The organism is Rhodobacter sp. SY28-1, from assembly GCF_005222785.1.
In the GTDB taxonomy this organism is placed as follows: Bacteria; Pseudomonadota; Alphaproteobacteria; order Rhodobacterales; family Rhodobacteraceae; genus Tabrizicola.
This window is the reverse complement of record NZ_STGH01000004.1, coordinates 177,638-195,831: the sequence shown is the minus strand read 5'-3', so window position 1 is coordinate 195,831 and position 18,194 is coordinate 177,638. Positions and strand designations below refer to the sequence as shown.

At 65.2% G+C, this 18,194-nt stretch carries 16 protein-coding genes; 10 read left to right on the top strand and 6 right to left on the bottom strand.

Features of this window, described 5'->3' with window-relative positions; genetic code table 11:
* Positions 1 to 5 precede the first annotated feature (5 nt).
* Both phoU and E8M84_RS19995 read left to right on the top strand, forming a co-directional pair.
* On the top strand, positions 6 to 710 hold the full coding sequence (gene phoU / locus E8M84_RS20000; RefSeq protein WP_137113021.1) for a phosphate signaling complex protein PhoU: 705 nt from the start codon (positions 6 to 8) through the stop codon (positions 708 to 710).
* A 139-nt stretch (positions 711 to 849) separates the two neighbouring features.
* Entirely contained in the window at positions 850 to 1,521 is a 672-nt protein-coding gene (locus E8M84_RS19995; protein WP_137113008.1) for a DUF1028 domain-containing protein, read from the top strand.
* A 122-nt stretch (positions 1,522 to 1,643) separates the two neighbouring features.
* Here E8M84_RS19995 and hppD read toward each other — a convergent pair whose 3' ends face one another.
* A complete protein-coding gene (hppD, locus tag E8M84_RS19990; RefSeq protein ID WP_137113007.1) occupies positions 1,644 to 2,738 on the bottom strand; it encodes a 4-hydroxyphenylpyruvate dioxygenase in 1,095 nt (364 codons plus the stop codon).
* A gap of 139 nt (positions 2,739 to 2,877) precedes the next feature.
* Between hppD and E8M84_RS19985 the strand changes: the two genes are divergently transcribed.
* On the top strand, positions 2,878 to 3,333 hold the full coding sequence (locus E8M84_RS19985) for an Lrp/AsnC family transcriptional regulator (RefSeq protein WP_137113006.1): 456 nt from the start codon (positions 2,878 to 2,880) through the stop codon (positions 3,331 to 3,333).
* On the opposite strand, the gene E8M84_RS19980 is transcribed toward E8M84_RS19985, so the two are convergent.
* Positions 3,322 to 3,903: a TetR/AcrR family transcriptional regulator gene (locus E8M84_RS19980; RefSeq protein WP_137113005.1), complete on the bottom strand. Its 582-nt coding sequence runs from the start codon at positions 3,901 to 3,903 to the stop codon at positions 3,322 to 3,324. The genes E8M84_RS19985 and E8M84_RS19980 overlap by 12 nt on opposite strands.
* Before the next feature lie 99 nt (positions 3,904 to 4,002).
* Here E8M84_RS19980 and E8M84_RS19975 point away from each other — a divergent pair, with 99 nt between their 5' ends.
* The 5 genes from E8M84_RS19975 to E8M84_RS19955 all read left to right on the top strand — a co-directional run bounded on the left by E8M84_RS19975 (position 4,003) and on the right by E8M84_RS19955 (position 9,874).
* Positions 4,003 to 4,428 carry an ABA4-like family protein gene (locus E8M84_RS19975; RefSeq protein WP_137113004.1) on the top strand — a complete coding sequence of 142 codons (426 nt, stop codon included), beginning with the start codon at positions 4,003 to 4,005 and terminating at the stop codon, positions 4,426 to 4,428.
* A complete protein-coding gene (locus E8M84_RS19970; RefSeq protein ID WP_137113003.1) occupies positions 4,425 to 5,195 on the top strand; it encodes a hypothetical protein in 771 nt (256 codons plus the stop codon). Before E8M84_RS19975 ends, E8M84_RS19970 begins: the two co-directional genes overlap by 4 nt.
* Positions 5,196 to 5,252: 57 nt before the next feature.
* Positions 5,253 to 8,321 (top strand): valine--tRNA ligase, encoded by a 3,069-nt coding sequence (locus tag E8M84_RS19965; RefSeq protein WP_137113002.1) that lies wholly within the window; start codon positions 5,253 to 5,255, stop codon positions 8,319 to 8,321.
* Between the two features lie 70 nt (positions 8,322 to 8,391).
* Positions 8,392 to 8,721 (top strand): DUF1992 domain-containing protein, encoded by a 330-nt coding sequence (locus tag E8M84_RS19960; RefSeq protein ID WP_137113001.1) that lies wholly within the window; start codon positions 8,392 to 8,394, stop codon positions 8,719 to 8,721.
* 52 nt (positions 8,722 to 8,773) lie between these two features.
* Positions 8,774 to 9,874: a pyridoxal phosphate-dependent aminotransferase gene (locus E8M84_RS19955; protein ID WP_137113000.1), complete on the top strand. Its 1,101-nt coding sequence runs from the start codon at positions 8,774 to 8,776 to the stop codon at positions 9,872 to 9,874.
* On the opposite strand, the gene E8M84_RS19950 is transcribed toward E8M84_RS19955, so the two are convergent.
* From E8M84_RS19950 to E8M84_RS19940, 3 genes are all read right to left on the bottom strand, one after another.
* Positions 9,875 to 10,255, bottom strand: coding sequence for a DUF4177 domain-containing protein (locus tag E8M84_RS19950; RefSeq protein ID WP_137112999.1), 381 nt, complete (start codon positions 10,253 to 10,255; stop codon positions 9,875 to 9,877).
* A 109-nt stretch (positions 10,256 to 10,364) separates the two neighbouring features.
* Entirely contained in the window at positions 10,365 to 11,876 is a 1,512-nt protein-coding gene (gene gatB, locus E8M84_RS19945) for an Asp-tRNA(Asn)/Glu-tRNA(Gln) amidotransferase subunit GatB (protein WP_137112998.1), read from the bottom strand.
* A 74-nt stretch (positions 11,877 to 11,950) separates the two neighbouring features.
* Positions 11,951 to 13,057 carry a hypothetical protein gene (locus E8M84_RS19940; protein ID WP_137112997.1) on the bottom strand — a complete coding sequence of 369 codons (1,107 nt, stop codon included), beginning with the start codon at positions 13,055 to 13,057 and terminating at the stop codon, positions 11,951 to 11,953.
* 280 nt (positions 13,058 to 13,337) lie between these two features.
* Here E8M84_RS19940 and E8M84_RS19935 point away from each other — a divergent pair, with 280 nt between their 5' ends.
* The gene (locus tag E8M84_RS19935; RefSeq protein WP_394347440.1) at positions 13,338 to 13,850 is read left to right on the top strand and encodes a transglycosylase SLT domain-containing protein; all 513 of its coding nucleotides are present in this window, start codon (positions 13,338 to 13,340) and stop codon (positions 13,848 to 13,850) included.
* A 125-nt stretch (positions 13,851 to 13,975) separates the two neighbouring features.
* Here E8M84_RS19935 and pepN read toward each other — a convergent pair whose 3' ends face one another.
* A complete protein-coding gene (gene pepN / locus E8M84_RS19930; RefSeq protein WP_137112995.1) occupies positions 13,976 to 16,537 on the bottom strand; it encodes an aminopeptidase N in 2,562 nt (853 codons plus the stop codon).
* Between the two features lie 113 nt (positions 16,538 to 16,650).
* Between pepN and E8M84_RS19925 the strand changes: the two genes are divergently transcribed.
* Positions 16,651 to 18,147, top strand: a complete 1,497-nt coding sequence (locus E8M84_RS19925; protein WP_137112994.1) for an FAD-binding domain-containing protein — start codon at positions 16,651 to 16,653, stop codon at positions 18,145 to 18,147.
* Positions 18,148 to 18,194: the final 47 nt, after the last annotated feature.

Genomic DNA, 18,194 nt, shown 5'->3' with positions numbered 1-18,194 from the left:
GCGAGATGTCCGATCACGAACAGCACATCCTCTCGGCCTTCGACCGCGACCTCGAATCGCTGCAGGCCCATTTCCTGAAGCTCTCGGGTCTGACGGAACAGGCCCTGATGGACGCCGCCAAGGCGCTTGAGGCGCTGGATACGCCGGCGGCAGAACGGGTCATCGCCTCGGACACCGCCATCGACGAACTGGAAGAATTCATCCAGATGGAGGCCGCAAGCCTGATCGCCCGCCGCGCACCCACGGCCAGCGACCTGCGCCGCGTCTTGGGCGTCATGCGCGCGGCGCACAGTCTGGAACGCGTCGGCGACTACGCCAAGAACGTCGCCAAGCGGACCCGTGTCCTGCCGCGCTCGGCGCCGCTTGAAGGTCATGCGGGCACGATCCGGCGGATGTGCACGCTGGTCGTCCAGCTGCTGGATGAGGCCACCCGTGCGCTGGTGCAGAAGGATGCCGTCCTTGCCGCTTCGGTTCGCAGTCGGGACCTCGACATCGACCAGATGTACAACACGCTGTTCCGGTCGCTGTTCACCTACATGATGGAAAGCCCGGCCAACATCGGGCCCTCGATGCAGCTGCATTTCATCGCCAAGAACATCGAACGCGCCGGGGACCATGCCACGACCATCGCCGAGCAGGCGCTGTACCTTGCGACCGGCGCGATGCCCAGCGATCCCCGTCCCAAGGCTGGGTTGGAGGTCGAGGGCTGACAGCACAAGGACTCGCAAGGCGGCCTGGCCTGCCGTCTTGGGCCATGTCGACCCCTTGCCAGCCGGAAACGCTTGGCATCTTCTGCGAGGGACAGCCGCACGCCTGCCGCGTCGGCACCGTTCTGCAAGGACCCCTCGCATGACCTTCTCGATCATCGCCCGTTGTGCCCGTACCGGACAGTTCGGCATGGCGATCTCTTCCTCCTCCCCCGCCGTGGCCGCGCGCTGCGCCCATGTCCGGGCCGGGGTCGGGGCCGTCGCCTCGCAGAACATCACCGACCCGGCGCTTGGGCCGCTTGTCCTCGACCAGCTGGAGCTGGGCCTTCCGGCTGCGGCTGCGCTGTCGACGGTGGCAACCGGCCGCCCTCACATCGACTACCGCCAGCTTCTGGTGATCGACCGGACCGGTGCCACGGCAATGCGTTCCGGGCAGCAGGTGCTGGGGATCTGGGGCGAGGCGCGGGCCACCGACTGCGCGGCGGGGGGCAATCTTCTGGCGGGCGAGCTGGTGCCGATGGCTATGGTCGAGGCCTTCACGGCAGCGAAAGGTCATCTGGGAGAGCGGCTGATGGAGGCGCTGGAGGCGGGGATGCGGGCGGGCGGCGAGGCGGGGCCGGTTCATTCCGCGGGGCTGAAGGTGGCGGACCGGCTGAGCTGGCCCCTGATCGACCTGCGGATCGACTGGGCCGACGACCCGATCGGCATGCTGCGGCAGGCCTGGGAGGTCTACGCGCCGCAGATGGCGGCCTATGTCCAGCGGGCCGAAGACCCCACCCTGGCGCCGTCCTATGGGGTGCCGGGAGACGAGTAAGCCGGATCTGTCCACGGTGGACAAATCCGGATAATCCATTCTATTCAAACATTTACTTGCGGACGTTCATTCTTTTTTAACCCGCGGAACCGGGTGTCGTCGGCCCCGGTCACCGGCCCCCCTTACGAGACCTTCAGCACGCCGCGGTCGATCTGGTCCTGCTCGATCGACTCGAACAGCGCGCGGAAGTTGCCTTCGCCGAACCCGTCATCGCCCTTGCGCTGGATGAACTCGAAGAAGATCGGCCCGACCATGGTCTTCGAGAAGATCTGCAGCAGGATGCGTGTCTCTCCGCCGTTCAAGACCCCTTCGCCGTCGATCAGGATGCCGTGCTTGGCCATGCGGTCCAGCGGTTCATCGTGGCCGACGACGCGGGTCTTTGACAATTCGTAATAGGCCATCGGCGGCTTCGGCATGAACTTGACCCCGGCCTCGGCAATTGCGTCGGTCGCAGCGTAAAGGTCGTCGGTCCCCACCGCGATGTGCTGGATGCCTTCGCCCTTGTAGCGCTTGAGATATTCCACGATCTGCCCGGTCTCGCCCCGGTCCTCGTTCACCGGAATCCGGATGCGGCCGCAGGGGCTGGTCAGGGCGCGCGAGTGCAGGCCCGAGAACTTGCCCTCGATGTCGAAGAACCGAATCTGGCGGAAGTTGAACAGACGGCCGTAGAAGTCGAACCAGGTGTCCATGTTGCCGCGATGGACGTTGTGGGTCAGGTGGTCGAGGTAGTGGAAGCCCACCCCCTTCGGCTTCGGCATGGTCAACCACTCGAAGTCGGCGTCATAGGGGTTGCTGCCGCCGTAGCGATCCGTGAAGTAGATCAGCGAACCGCCGATCCCGACGATGGCAGGCAGGTCAAGAGTTTTTCCTTCCCCCTCATAGGGTTCCGCGCCATTCTTCACTGCGTGGTTGAAGGCATGCGCCGCATCCACCACCCGCCAGCCCATCGCGGGAGCGCAGGGCCCGTGCTCCTGAACAAACTGGCGAGCATGGCTGCCGGGTTCGTCGTTCACGATATAGGTGATGTCGCCCTGCTGCCAAAGCTCGATCGCCTTGGTCGTGTGCCGCGCGGTCAGGGTGTAACCCATCCGGGCGAAGGTGGCCCGCAGTTCATCGGGGTTCGGATGGGCGAATTCCACAAACTCGAACCCATCGGTCCCCGCCGGGTTTTCGGTCGAGATCACGGCGCGGGGGGCAGAATGCGGAAAGGGTCCCATCGGATGCTCCTGGATGCGGAAAGGCTATTCCCGAAATGATGACACGGACTTCCCGTCTCTGGCGCGCATCTTGCGGCAAAGTGAGACCAAACAGCGCGCAAATTTTCCGGAAATCGCTCAAACCATGCTACAAACAAGCATGCTTGATGAAACCGATTCCCGCCTTCTCGCCGCCGTCCAGTCGAATGCCCAGCTGACCGCGCAGGAGCTGGGCGAACTGCTGAACCTGTCGGCCAGCCAGGCCGCCCGCCGCCGCGCAAGGCTGGAGGCCGACGGGATCATCACCGGATACGCGGCGCGGCTGTCGCCCGGAAAGCTTGGGCTGAGCGTACAGGCCTTCGTGCAGGTCCAGATGGCCGCGCATAGCCCCGAGGCCGCGAAGGGTTTCCTGCGCCTGATTGCCACCCTGCCCGAAGTCGTGGCCTGCTGGACCCTGACGGGCGATGCGGACTACCTCTTGCGCGTCTGGTGTGCCGATCTGCCCGCCTTGAACGACCTGATCCACCAGCGGCTGCTGCCGAACCCCGCCGTCGCGCGGGTGCAAAGCCAGATCGTGATGGCGCAACCCAAACCAGACGCGGGGCTACCCGTCTGAAAGCGGCAGGCAGCGCATGAGAACGGCGCGAATCATCGCCTCGCGGTCCTGATGCGATTTTCCCTGCAGGGTCCGCATCTTCTGCCCCGCACACAGATCGGCGATCCCGTGGCTGGTGGCCCAAAGCGCGATCACATCCGTCTCACCGCCGCCCAGGACGGTGACAAGCCCGACCAGATGGTCATAAGCCCGGTTGGCGGCCGCGATCAGCTCTGCCGAAGCAAAGTCGGGGCGGGCCGAGGAAAAGATCAGCCGGAAGAGCGCCGGACGGGCGAGCGCAAACTCCAGATAGCCAAGGCCCGCCCGCACCGCCCGGTCGCGGTCATCGACGGCCCCCACCTCGCGCGCGTCGAGCGTGTCCTGAAACCGGGTGAAGCCCTCGGCCGCAAGCGCGGTCAACAGCCCGTTCGTATCGCCGAAGTGATGCGAGGGCGCGGCATGGCTGACCCCTGCCCGCTTGGCGACCGAGCGGAGCGAGAATCCCTCGACTCCCTTTTCAGTCAGTTCGGCCTCTCCGGCGGCCAGAAGCGCCGCCCGCAGGTCGCCGTGGTGATAGGGTTTTTCTGTCATGTCCAAGGCTTAGCCGCCCATCTTTCCAGCGTAAAGATTTTTCTTGACGCTGCGGCCATTCGCCCCATAATCCTGACAGTGTAAAGATAAGAGGCCGCCATGTCCGCCGACCAGTTGTTCCAGCTTGCCAATCCGCTTGCCCTGCTGGGCTGGCTGGCTCTCTTGCTGTCGCCCCTTGCGCCGCGGGCTGCGCAATGGGTGTCGGCAGCGGCAATTCCCCTTGTCCTGTCGCTGGCCTATGCCGGGCTGGTCCTCGCCTTCTGGTGGGACGCTCCCGGCGGCTTCGGGTCCCTGCCGGACGTCCAGGCCCTGTTCACCAACCCCCACATCGCGCTGGCCGGGTGGCTGCACTACCTGGCCTTCGACCTTTTCCTTGGCGCCTGGGAGGTCCGGACCGCCCGGGCCGAGGGCATCCCGCACTGGATGGTCGTACCCTGCCTGATCCTGACGTTCCTCTTCGGTCCCGCAGGCCTTCTGGCCTTCGCGATCCTTCGCTTCACCCTGACCCGAAAGGTCCTGCCATGACTGCTGTCCTGACCGCCCCGCGCCTTGTCGCGCTGTCCCGCCCCAATGCGCAACTGATGCGCCTGACCCTGTTCGTGGCACTTGCCGCCCTGCCGCTGATGGCCGCCTACGGGCTGGACGACCGCCTGTTCCAAGGCGACAGCATCTGGCTCAAGCCATTGAAATTCCACCTGGCGCTGACGGTCTATACCGGGACGCTGGCGTTCTATGGCATGCTTTTGCCCGAGGGCACCTTCTCCTCGCCCCGCTGGCGGGTCTACCTTGGTGTGGTGACCACGGCAATCCTGGCGGAACTTGTCTGGATCGGCGCGGCCGCGGCACTTGGCACGGCCTCGCATTTCAACCAGTCGGGGCTGTGGGGCGTGATCTATCCGATCATGGGCGCAGCGGCGGTGATCCTCACCTCGCTGTCGCTGTCGATGGGGGTAGTCTTCTGGCGGCACCGGGCCGATGTGCTGATGTTGTCGGTGGCGGTCGGCCTGATCCTGACCTTCGTCCTAACCGTGCCGATTGCCGCCACCATGTCGAACGGCACGGGGCATCTGGTTGGCACCCCCGTCACCGGGGCACGGTTCCCCCTGATGGGCTGGTCGACGGAGGTGGGCGACCTGCGGCTGTCCCACTTCCTGGCGACCCACGCGATGCACTTCGTGCCGCTGGCGGGGCTGACCGGCAGCCGGGGGGCGGTCTGGGGGGCGGCGGCGGGGTTCACGGCGCTGACTTTGTGGTGCTTTGCCCGCGCGCTGATGGGCCTGCCGCCCTTCTGACGCTTTCCCTTCCGCGCGGGTCACGCTAGAACCCGCGCGGACGCAAGGGGAAGCCACATGCCGATGGAAAAGACCTTCAACGCCGCCGAGGCCGAAGCCCGCATCTCGAAGCTGTGGCTGGATGCCAAGGCTTTCAAGGCGGGCGCGAATGCCAAGCCCGGACGTCCGGCCTTTTCCGTCATGATCCCCCCGCCGAACGTCACCGGCTCGCTGCACATGGGTCATGCGTTCAACAACACGCTGCAGGACATTCTGACCCGCTGGCACAGGATGCAGGGCGACGACACGTTGTGGCAGCCGGGGACGGACCACGCCGGGATCGCGACCCAGATGGTGACCGAACGCGAGATGGCGCTGCAGCAGGAACCCGACCGCCGCACGATGGGGCGCGAGAAGTTCCTGGCCCGCGTCTGGCAACAGAAGCAGAAGTCGCGCGGGAACATCCGGGGGCAGCTGGAACGGCTGGGGGCGTCGTGCGACTGGGACCGCGAGGCGTTTACCATGTCGGGGGCTCCGGGGGCTCCTGCGGGCGAGGAAGGCAACTTCCACGACGCGGTGATCAAGGTCTTCGTCGACATGTACAACAAGGGCCTCATTTACCGCGGCAAGCGGCTGGTGAACTGGGACCCGCATTTCGAGACGGCGATCTCGGACCTTGAGGTCGAGAACATCGAGGTCCCCGGCCACATGTGGCACTTCAAATACCCTCTCGCTGGGGGGCAGACCTATGAGTACGTCGAAAAGGACGCCGAGGGCCGCGTGACCCTGCGCGAGACGCGGGACTACATTTCGATTGCGACCACCCGGCCCGAGACGATGCTTGGCGACGGCGCGGTGGCAGTTCATCCATCGGATGAACGTTACGCGCCAATTGTGGGGAAACTTTGCGAAATTCCGGTGGGGCCGAAGGAACACCGCCGCCTGATTCCGATCATCACTGACGAATACCCAGACCCCACCTTCGGCTCGGGCGCCGTTAAGATCACCGGCGCGCATGATTTCAACGACTATGCCGTCGCCAAGCGCGGCGATATCCCGTGCTACCGTCTGCTGGACACCCGCGCCCAGATGCGGTCCGATGGGGTGCCCTATGCCGAGGCGGCAGAGATCGCCGGTCGCATGTCCCGCGCCTGGCTGGTGGCCAAAGGCTACGCGACGCCCGGTTTTGTGGAACAGCCCTTCACCCTGTCGGAAGCCGAGATCGACGCGCTGAACCTCGTCCCCGACGACCTCCGCGGGCTGGACCGGTATGAGGCCCGCAAGCGCGTGGTCGAGGCGATCACGGCAGAGGGGCTGGCGGTCACCACCCTGAAGAAATCCGTCGACAAGGAAACCGGCGCGGAACACCTGGAACTGGTGCCGTATGTCGAAGCAAAGCCGATCATGCAGCCCTTCGGCGACCGGTCGAAGGTGGTGATCGAGCCGATGCTGACCGACCAGTGGTTCGTCGATACCGCCAAGATCGTCGAACCCGCGCTGGAGGCGGTGCGCTCGGGCCGCACCAAGATCATCCCGCCCTCGGGCGAGAAGACCTATTACCACTGGCTGGAAAACATCGAGCCCTGGTGCATCTCCCGCCAGCTTTGGTGGGGGCACCAGATTCCGGTGTGGTATGGGCCACATTGCGGAGACGAATATGCGAGACGCGCAGGAATTGTGAGTTCGGACGGAGAACTACAGGCGTTCTGCGCCCCCAATTTCAGCGATGCCCGAGAAATCGCGAAGAAGTACTATGGTTGCGAGATTGGTGAAGAAGAACTTGCCTATGGCGACTTCCGCTGGGTGTTCAGCCAGCAGGATGAAAGCAAGAACGCAATCTACCTCACCCGCGATCCCGACGTCCTCGACACCTGGTTCTCCTCCGGCCTCTGGCCGATCGGCACGCTCGGCTGGCCGGAGCCCACGCCGGAGTTGAAGAAATACTTCCCCACCTCGGTCCTCGTGACCGGGCAGGATATCCTGTTCTTCTGGGTCGCCCGGATGATGATGATGCAGCTGGCCGTGGTGAACGACATTCCGTTCCACACCGTCTACCTGCACGGCCTGGTCCGCGACGCCAAGGGCAAGAAGATGTCGAAGTCGCTCGGCAACGTCATCGACCCGTTGGAGATCATCGACGAATACGGCGCCGACGCGCTGCGCTTCGCCAATGCCGCGATGGCCTCTCTGGGCGGCGTGCTGAAGCTGGATACCCAGCGCATCGCGGGCTACCGGAACTTCGGCACCAAGCTCTGGAACGCCTGCCGCTTTGCCGAGATGAACGGGGTCTGGGAGGGTCACGCGACCGGCCCGGCGCCTGAGCCCAAGGCCACCGCGAACAAGTGGATCATCGGCGAGACGGCGAAGACGCTCGCCGAGGTCAACGAGGCGCTGGAGAACTACCGCTTCGACCAGGCCGCCGACGCGCTTTACAAGTTCGTCTGGGGCAAGGTCTGCGACTGGTATGTCGAATTCGCCAAGCCCCTCTTCGACGGCCCCGACGCCGCCGAGACGCGGGCGACAATGGCTTGGGTGCTGGATCAGTCGATGATCCTGCTGCATCCCTTCATGCCCTTCATCACCGAAGAGCTGTGGGGCACGACCGGCAAGCGCGAGAAGCTGCTGGTTCACACCGACTGGCCGACGCTGCCTGCGACCCTGATCGACGCGGAAGCCGACCGCGAAACGTCCTTTGCGACCACGCTGATCGACGACATCCGGTCCGCCCGCGCGCAGGTGCATGTGCCGGTGGGGCTGAAGGCGGACCTGGTGGCGACCTCGCTGACCGACGAGGCGCGGCAGGCCTTCCAGCGCAACGAGATGCTGATCAAGCGGCTGGCCCGGATTGATCAGGTGACAGAGGGCGCGGCCCCGAAGGGCTCTATCGCCGTGGCGGCGGAAGGGGCGGCCTTTGCGATCCCGCTGGCAGGGCTGATCGACATTGCCGAGGAGAAATCCCGGCTGCAGAAGGCGCTGGACAAGCTGGGCAAGGAGATCGGGGGGCTGAAAGGCCGGCTCGACAACCCGAACTTCGTCAAGTCGGCGCCGGAAGATGTTGTGATGGAGGCGCAGTCGAACCTGGAGGCGCGGCAGGAAGAGGCGGCAAAGATCAGCGAGGCGCTGCGGCGTTTGGCGGACCTTGGCTGACCATTTCCGGAATCGCGCGGCCCTTGAAGAGCGCTCTGTGAAGGGCCACTTTTGGTGAGGAGGTGACGCGATGTCCTGGCTGTCCCGACTGGCCGAGCGCCAGATCCAGAAAGCCCGGCTGAAGGGCGAGTTGCAGGGGTTGGAGGGTGAGGGCAAGCCCCTGCCCGACCGGCCAGGCGATGCCTTCGTGTCGGCGGGCGATGCGGTGGGGTTCCGGATCATGGCGCAGGCAGGCGTGTTGCCCGAGGAAATCACGTTGAAGAAGCAGGCCGCGGCACAGCGGGCGCATCTGGCGACCCTGACTGACGAGGCCGAGCGCAAGGCCGCCATGGCGGAACTCGCCCGGCTGGAGATGCTGCAGGCCATCGCCGAGGAAAGCCGCCGCAAGTTCCTGCGTTGAGTGCGCGCCCCGGGGCTTGCGCGGGCCCCGGCCCCATGCCAGCTTTCGCCGCATGAGCCGCTTTCTGACCCCCCATGCCGCCGCCCTGCCCTCCTCCGTACCGTTCACCGGACCGGAGGCGCTGGAGCGACGGAGCGGCATTCCGTTCCGCGCCCGGTTGGGGGCGAATGAGTCGCTGTTTGGCCCCTCACCCCGCGCGATTGCTGCCATGAAGGCGGCGGCCGAGGGGGCCTGGATGTATGGCGACCCGGAAAATCATGATCTGAAACAGGCGCTTGCGGCGCACCATGGCGTGACACCGGCGCATATTGCGGTTGGACCAGGGATCGACGGACTTCTGGGTCTTGTCTGCCGTCTGGTGCAGGAACCGGGGACGCCGGTCGTGACCAGTCTTGGGGCCTATCCGACGTTCAACTTCCATGTCGCGGGCTATGGCGGCGACCTTACCCGGGTGCCCTATCGGAGGGACCATGAGGACCCGGAGGCCCTTTTGTCCGAGGCGCAGGCTACGGGTGCAAAGCTGATCTACTTCGCCAATCCCGACAATCCGATGGGTAGCCACCATCCTGCGTCGGTGGTGGAGGACATGGTGGCGAACCTGCCCAGTGAGACGCTGCTGATCCTGGATGAGGCTTATGCCGATCTTGCCCCGCCCGGCACGGTGCCAGTAATCCCGGCAGACCACCCTCAGGTGATCCGGATGCGGACCTTTTCAAAGGGGTACGGGCTGGCGGGGGCAAGGGTAGGTTATGCGATCACCAATCCTGGCCTGGCGCTGGCCTTCGACAAGGTGCGCGACCATTTCGGGATGGGCCGGATTTCTCAAGCCGGGGCCTTGGCTGCCCTGCAGGATCAGGACTGGCTGCGCGAGGTGCAGGCGCGGACGATTTCGGCGCGGACGCGGCTGTCGGGCATCGCGCGGGACAACGGTCTGGTCCCGCTTCCGTCGGCCACGAATTTCGTCACCATCGATTGCGGGCGTGACGGCGACTTTGCCCGGAAGGTTCTAGCCGAGTTGGGGCAAAGGGGTATCTTCATCCGGATGCCCGGGGTCAGCCCACTGGACCGCTGCATCCGGATCAGTCTGGGCGATGATCCGACGCTTGATCTGTTGGCCGAAGCCCTGCCGCTGGCGCTGAAGGCTGCGGGCTGACTACTCGGCCGCGAGGTCGGGCTTGGCGGGGCCGACGGCGGGCGCGTTTCCGGGCATCGGGGTTTCTGCAGGACCAAGGCGCGGTGTGGCCTGGACCGGTTCCTGCAACAGAAGACGTGTCGAGGACTGAACTTCGGCTGCGCCGCCAGAGATAACCCGCCGGAATACCAGCACATTCTGGAAGGTGGTCTTCGACCCGGTGAAGCCCACCCGTTCCTCGCACGGAAGCGCATCGGCGCGGACGTAGTCCCAGCCTTCCGCGCCAAGCTGGTTCATCAGGTTGGTCAGGGCCAGCGCGAAGCGGTCTTCCGTGGTCTTGACACCGCGCGCCTTTTCGCCGCGTTTGGGGGCCGGAATGACCTTGAACTCGAAACGTTGCATCGGGTGCTCTCGCAATGTGTTGCGAAAGAGATAGGATATCTTGCGACTTGTCGCAAACCACCCCGGATCATTCCGGCAGAACCGCGCCTGATCGGCAACAGCCGGGGCGTCAGAGACCCAGCTTGGCCGCGACCAGCGCGTTGACGGTGGCCGGGTTGGCCTTGCCGCCCGAGGCCTTGATCACCTGCCCCGTGAACCAGCCGGCAAGCTTTGGATTGGCCTTGGCCTTTTCCACCTGCTCGGGGTTTGCAGCGATGATCTCGTCGACCGCCTTTTCAATGGCTGCAGTGTCGGTGACCTGCTTCATCCCCCGCGCCTCGGCGATCTGGGCCGGGTCGCCGCCTTCGGTGTAGACGATTTCGAACAGGTCCTTGGCCATCTTGCCGCTGATCGTGCCCGCGGCGATCAGGTCGATGATCCCGCCAAGTTGCACCGCCGAGACCGGGCTTGCGGTGATGTCGTGGCCTTCCTTCTTCAGCCTGCCGAAAAGTTCGTTGATGACCCAGTTCGCCGCCATCTTGCCGTCGCGGCCCTTGGCGACTTCGTCAAAGTAGCGGGCGGAGTCCAACTCGGCGGTCAGGACGTTGGCGTCGTAATCGGTCAGGCCGTAGTCGGCCATGAAGCGGGCCTTCTTGGCGTCGGGGAGTTCCGGCATCCTGGCGGCCACGTCGTCGACCCAGGCTTGCTCGATCTCCAACGGCAAAAGGTCGGGGTCGGGGAAGTAGCGGTAATCATGCGCCTCTTCCTTCGAGCGCATGCTGCGGGTTTCGTTCTTGTCCGGGTCGTAAAGCCGGGTTTCCTGTACCACCGAACCGCCGTCCTCGATGATGGCGATCTGGCGGCGGGCCTCGTACTCGATGGCGGCCTGGATGAAGCGCATCGAATTCATGTTCTTGATTTCGCAGCGGGTCCCCAGATGCGAGAAGTCCTGCGTGGCCTGATATTTCTCATACTGGCCGGGGCGGCAGACGCTGACGTTCACGTCGGCGCGGAGGTTTCCGTTCTGCATGTTGCCGTCGCAGGTGCCAAGGTAGCGCAGGATCTGGCGCAGCTTGGTGACATAGGCCGCCGCTTCCTCGGGCCCCCGGATGTCGGGGCGGGAGACGATTTCCATCAGCGCCACACCTGTCCGGTTGAAGTCGACGAAGGACAGGTTCGGGTCCATGTCGTGGATGGATTTCCCGGCGTCCTGTTCAAGGTGGATGCGCTCGATCCGGACGCGGCGGGCGACGCCGGGGGCCATTTCCACGATCACTTCGCCTTCACCCACGATGGGGTGATAAAGCTGGCTGATCTGATAGCCCTGCGGCAGGTCGGGGTAGAAGTAGTTCTTCCGGTCGAAGGCCGAGGTCAGGTTAATCTGCGCCTTCAGGCCAAGGCCGGTGCGGACCGCCTGTTCCACGCAGAATTCGTTGATGACCGGAAGCATCCCCGGCATCGCGCAATCGACGAAGGAGACGTTGGAGTTGGGCTCGGCCCCGAAAGCGGTCGAGGCGCCCGAGAACAGCTTGGCGTTCGAGGAGACCTGGGCGTGGATTTCCATGCCGATGACCAGTTCCCAGTCGTGCTTGGCCCCGGCGATCACGCGTGGAGCGGGCGCGGTATAGGTCAGGTCGAGCATGGAAGCCTCCGAATGGTCCTTGGGGCCGGGTTTAGGCCGCAAGGACCGTCAGGGCAAGAGGTCAGGACTTGGGATCAGGTCCGGCGGACCAGAGTACCAAGGCCGTCGCCGCGCCGCACGATACGCGCGCCACGTTTCAGGGCGGGGCCGAAGACTTCGGCCATCGCGAAGGCGAGACTGTCGGTGCCACGGGTCCAGCAATCCATCTGAATCTCGCGCAGCCGGTTCCACAGGACGTCGGACAGCGCCGCGCGCACCTTGGTCAGCTGGTAGGCCGAGGTCGAGGCGTCGCGGCGGAATTCCAGCGCGATGTTGCTGAGAAGATGGGCCGCCACGTTGGCACGGTGCTGGCAGCCGGTGGCGGTCTGGTAGTCGGCCAGCGCCTCGCAGAAGTATTCGAGGTCGACTGTGGGGGACAGATCGCCCAGAAGATCGGCCGCAGTGATATGGTAGACGGCATAGGCGGCCTTGCCGGTCACAGCCTCGGTCATCCGGACGGCGCGGCGGGCTTCGCGTTCGAAACCGGACAGCGAGCCGTTCCAGCCGGGCATCATGTTCACGGCATGGGCAGCATGAGCGGCCGCATCCTCGGGGTCGAGGTCGACCCAGTCCTGATACCATTCACGGCAGACCGAGCCGCCATCCTCGATCCCGGGCAGAAGTGCGTAACGGGTCGCGGCGAGAAGCGGCGACATTTCCTCGATCGGGTCGAACTGGTTGACCAGCGCCTCGGCCCGGTCGAAATGGGCCGCGCCCTCGGCCAAGAGGTCGCGCGAGATCTGGCCTTGCGGCGCGGAACGGCCGCGCGCGAGGGCAAGGTCGATGTGACCCTGGGCCACGACCTGGGCCGCGCAATAGTCTTCGGGGTTGCGTTCATGCAGGACTTCCAGCGCCGCAAGCTCGGCCTGGGCGGCGGACCAGTCCTGACGGTTGATCGCGCCGGTCAGCGCGGCGCGCATGCCATCGCTGATCAGCGGGGCGACACGGTGGCCGCCCGAGGCCATGACGCGTTCCTGGTCGGTGTAGCGCAACGCTTCGAGAAGGTCGGCCCATTCCCCCGCCGCGGCCATCGCCGCGTGATCGTCACGCACGCACTGCCATTCGGTCTTCTCGGCCCCGACCCGCAGGACCGGAGCATCGATGCGCGACAGCACCTGATCGGCCGCAAGCCCGTCCGGCATGACAGCAGAAGCGGCACTGTCCGCGCGAAGGGCCAAGGCGTCTTCTTGCTGACTGCGGCCCGCACGGGTTTTCACATGCATAAGTGACGGTGTAACTAGCATCGACTCGCTCTCCGGGCAGGTTTTGCCTGCCGTTGGCCAAACCGTGATCCCGGATCAGGGCGAAAAAAGGGAAATGCAGTGATTTTCGGGTGACACCGCCATGATGAAACGCGGGATTATGGGAATGTTTGCAGCGGCTTCGCTGTCGGCGTGTGTGAACACCAAGCCGGCGGACGAGATGTCCTTTGTTGCGCCGCCCATGCAGTGGGACCACCACCCGGAAGGCCCGGAGTGGACCGAATCAACCCTGGTCGCCCTGTCAACCAAGGATCAGGTCCTGTCAGAAAAGGTGCCGGCGGACATCGAAACCTGGTGTCCAGGCTATATGGATGCCTCGGTCGACGAGCGGCGCGCCTTCTGGGCGGGGCTTCTGTCGGCGGTGGCAAAGTACGAAAGCACCTGGAATCCGGCCGCTTCGGGCGGTGGCGGGCGGTGGATCGGTCTGATGCAGATCTCGCCCCGGTCGGCGCTGAACTACGGCTGTGAGGCGACCTCGGTCGTGGCGCTGAAGGATGGCGAGGCGAACCTGGAATGCGCGGTCGAGATCATGTCGACCCAGGTGGCCAAGGACGGAATGGTTGCAGGCGGCGGGAATCGTGGCATCGGGCGGGACTGGGCGCCCTTGCGCAGCAGCGAAAAGCGGTCGGCCATGTCGGCCTGGACCAGCGCGCAGCCCTATTGCAAGGCCTGAGACCGGGTTGATCGGCCCGGACGGGCCGTTTCCGACAGTGCCAGGATTCTGGGTCCAAGCCCTTCTTTCGTTGAAGGAATTAGTCCCTTCGGTCGCCCCGTGGACGTGACCGCCCTATCCCTGTCCTACCCCGCAGCAAGCATTCGTTCGACCATCTCGCTCAGGTCGCCGCTGAGGCCGGGAGTATCAAGCATCCGGCCCAGCTCGCCTCTGGCCAGCTTGCGCCGGGCGGCGTCATAGCGTGGCCAGGTCTCGAAGGCGGTCGAGACGCGGGCGGCGGTCTGAGGGTTCAACGGGTCAAGCTTCAGAAGCCAGTCGGCGACAAGTCTATAGCCCGCCCCCGACCGGTGGTGGAAAGCCGCGTGGTTGGCCGCAAACGCCCCGATCGCGCTGCGGAAGCGGTTGGGGTTCTTCCAGTCGAAGCCCGGGGTCTCGATCAGCCTTGCGGTCACGGCTGCGGCCTCGGCCGGGTCGGCGTAACCGATCTGCAGTGCATACCACTTGTCCATCACGTTCGCGTCACGGCCCCAGCGCGCGGCAAAGGTGACAAGTTCCGACTGGCCTTGCTGCACATCCAGAAGCGCCGCCAGAGCGCCGATCTCCTCGGTCATGCTGCGGGCGCGGGCGAAGGCCGAAGCGGCAAGCTTGCCGCCGTCACGGCGCGACAGAAGGCCAAGGGCGGCAATCTTCAAGGCCCGCCTGCCCGCCTGCGCCGCCGATGGCGAGAACGGAGCATTGTCGTCCAGGTCCTTGTAAAGACGCGACAATCCGTCGCCCAGGCGGATCGCAAGTGCCCCACCCATTTCGCGACGCGCAGCGTGGATCTTTGCAGGATCGGGGATGCGGCCCATGGCATGAATGGTCTGCGCCATGTCGTCTTCGCCGGGCAGGCGCAGGCAGAGCGCACGGAACGCCGGGTCAAGCGTTTCGTCGAACGTCACCGCGGCAACCGCATCCAGCCAGTTCGTGCTGACCGGGGCCGCCTTCAGCACCATGTCGGCAAGGACCTCTTTCGCCAGAGCCCGGCCAGCCTCCCATTTGTTGAAGGGGTCGGTGTCATGGGCCAGAAGGAAGGCACGCTCGGTCGCCGGGGCCTTGCGGTCAAGGATCACAGGGGCCGAGAAGCCGCGCAGGATCGAGGGGACGGGCTTTGTGGCAAGGCCTTCAAAGCGGAAGGACTGCCTGGGGCGTGTCATTTCCAGCATGATCGTCGGCACGATCTCGTCGCCGTTGGGGTTCAGCAGTCCGACCTTGATCGGGATGACCTTCGGCTGCTTTTCCGGTTGGCCGGGAGTGGGCGGGTTCGTCTGGGTGAAGGTCAGCGTGTAGACACCATTGTCCCAGTTTTCCGTGACCTTGAGGCGCGGGGTGCCCGCTTCCGAATACCAGAGCTTGAACTGCGACAGGTCGCGGCCGGTGACATCTTCGAAGACCTTCAGCCAATCCTCGATGGTGGCGGCATCGCCGTCGTGGCGGTCGAAGTAAAGGTCAAGGGCGCGCTTGTAGCCGGTCTCTCCCACCAGAGACTTGAGCATCCCGATAACCTCTGCCCCCTTCTCGTAGACGGTGGCGGTGTAGAAGTTATTGATCTCGATAAAGCTTTCCGGGCGGACGGGGTGGGCAAGCGGACCGTTGTCCTCGCGGAACTGGCGGCTGCGCAGGACGGCGACATCCTCGATCCGGCGAACGGCGGCGGAGCGCATGTCGCCACTGAACTGATGGTCGCGATAGACAGTCAGCCCTTCCTTCAGGCAAAGCTGGAACCAGTCGCGGCAGGTGATCCGGTTGCCGGTCCAGTTGTGGAAGTACTCATGCGCGACGATGGCCTCGATCCGGGCATAGTCGTCGTCGGTCGCGGTTTCCGGGGACGCAAGAACATAGCGGGAGTTGAAGATATTCAGCCCCTTGTTCTCCATCGCACCCATGTTGAAGTCGTCAACGGCGACGATGTTGAAGACGTCCAGATCGTATTCGCGGCCGTAGGCCTGTTCGTCCCACTTCATCGAGCGGATGAGGCTGTCCATCGCATAGGCGCAGCGGTCCTCGTCCCCCGGGCGGACCCAGATGTTAAGGTCGACCGGGCGACCCGAAGCGGTGGCGAACTTCGCTGAATGGGCACGAAGGTCGCCCGCGACGAGGGCAAACAGATAGGCAGGCTTCGGCCAAGGGTCGTCCCATTCGGCCCAGCCCGGCCCCTGCCCGGTCGGGTTGCCGTTCGACAAAAGCACCGGCAGGTCGGATTCGATCCGCACCTTGAAGCGGGACATCACATCGGGGCGGTCGGGGTAGTAGGTGATCTTGCGAAAGCCCTCGGCCTCGCACTGGGTGCAGTACATGCCGTTCGACATGTAGAGGCCTTCCAGCGCGGTATTGGCCTCGGGCGCGATCTCGACTTCGGTTTCCAGAATGAAGGGGGCGTTCGGCAGCTCGTGGGCCGCAATGGTCAGGGACTGGGCGTCGACCGTCGGCGTGATGGGTTGGCCATCCAGACTGCAGGAAACGAGCTTCACCCCCTCGCCATCGAGGCGGAGGTGATTGCGGTCCTTGCGTTCGGGATTGGGGCGCAGGCTCAGCCGGGCAAGCACTCGGGTTGCCGTGGGATGCAGGCGGAAGGTCAGGTCCACGCTGTCGACGACATGGGAATACGGCTGGTAATCGGCCAGGTAGACAGTCTTCTGCTCGGACATGCGGGGCTCCCTTTGGCCCGAAGCTACGGGGAATGGGGCGCGACGCAAGGGGGAGGCAGGTAACAGTCTTTTGCCGCTTTACGAATCTGCGCTGGCGGCTACATCTATGTTCCATGAATGTTCTCGTCTGGTTCAAGCGCGACCTGCGTGTCCACGACCACCCGGCGCTGGTGCTGGCGGCGGGGATTGGGTCGGTGCTGCCCGTCTATGTGGTAGAGCCGGAGCTGTGGTTGCAGCCCGATGCCTCGTCCCGGCAGTGGGAGGTCGTGGCCGAGTCGCTGGTGGACCTTCGGGAACAAATGGCGTGGATCGGCGCGCCATTGGTAGTGCGCGTTGGCGATGCGGTGACGGTGCTGGCGGGGCTGTGCAAGCGGCACGCAATCACCCGGATCGTCAGCCATGAGGAGACGGGGAACCTCTGGACCTACGCGCGCGACCGGCGGGTGGCGGCCTGGGCGCGGTCTGAGGGGATCGAGTGGACCGAGGTCCCGCAATCGGGGGTCGTGCGCCGCTTGCCGACACGGGACATCTGGGCCGCCAGCCGGGACGGGTTCATGGGCCAGCCGGCGCTGCCCACCCCCGCCCTTCGTGCGGTCGAAGGGGTGGAGCCGGGTCTGATTCCCTCGGCCCGCGCCTTGAAACTTGCCCCGGACCCCTGCCCGCACCGGCAGTTGGGCGGACGGGCGCGCGGTCTGGAGCTGGTAGACTCTTTCCTGTCGCGTCGGGGAGAGCCGTATCGGGTCGCCATGTCATCCCCCCTGACCGCCGAACGCGCCTGTTCGCGGCTGTCGCCGCATTTCGCCCTTGGCACGCTGTCGATCCGCGAGGTGGTGCAGGCGACGGCTGTGCGACAGTCCGACCGGCCGGGGGGCAAGTGGGGCGGGTCGCTTTCCAGTTTCCAGTCGCGGCTGGCCTGGCGGGACCACTTCATTCAGAAGCTGGAGGATCAACCGTCCATCGAAACCCGGGACTTGCATCCCATCGCGGTGACCCGGCCGCGTGAGGTGGACGCGACCCGGCTTTCGGCCTGGGAAAATGGCGAGACCGGGCTGCCGTTTCTGGACGCCTGCATGCGCTATCTGCGGGCGACCGGCTGGCTGAACTTCCGGATGCGGGCGATGGTGATTTCGGTCGCGTCCTATCACCTCTGGCTCGACTGGCGGGCGACGGGGGCGCATCTGGCGCGGATGTTCACCGACTATGAACCTGGCATCCATTGGCCACAGGTGCAGATGCAGTCGGGGACGACAGGGATCAACATTCCGCGCATCTACAATCCGGTGAAGCAGGGGCTGGATCAGGACCCCACGGGGGTCTTCACCCGCCGTTGGCTGCCGGAACTGGGCGCGGTGCCAGATGCGTTCCTGCAAGAGCCCTGGCTTTGGCCCGAGGCACGGCGGCTTCTGGGGCACCGCTACCCCGAGCCGATCATCGACATCGCCTCGGCGGCGCGGGAGGCGCGGGATCGGATTTGGACGGCCCGCCGCAGCACAGGCTTTGCCGAGGTGGCTGCTGGTTTCGTCCAGCGTCACGCCAGCCGGGCCGGGAACCGCGAGGGGCGACGTCCGGTCCGCAAACCGGCCTCGGCTCAGCTGACCTTGCCCTTCTGACGCGACTCTGCGCGCCGCTTGACGCCTGTTCGCCCCGGACCCTACTG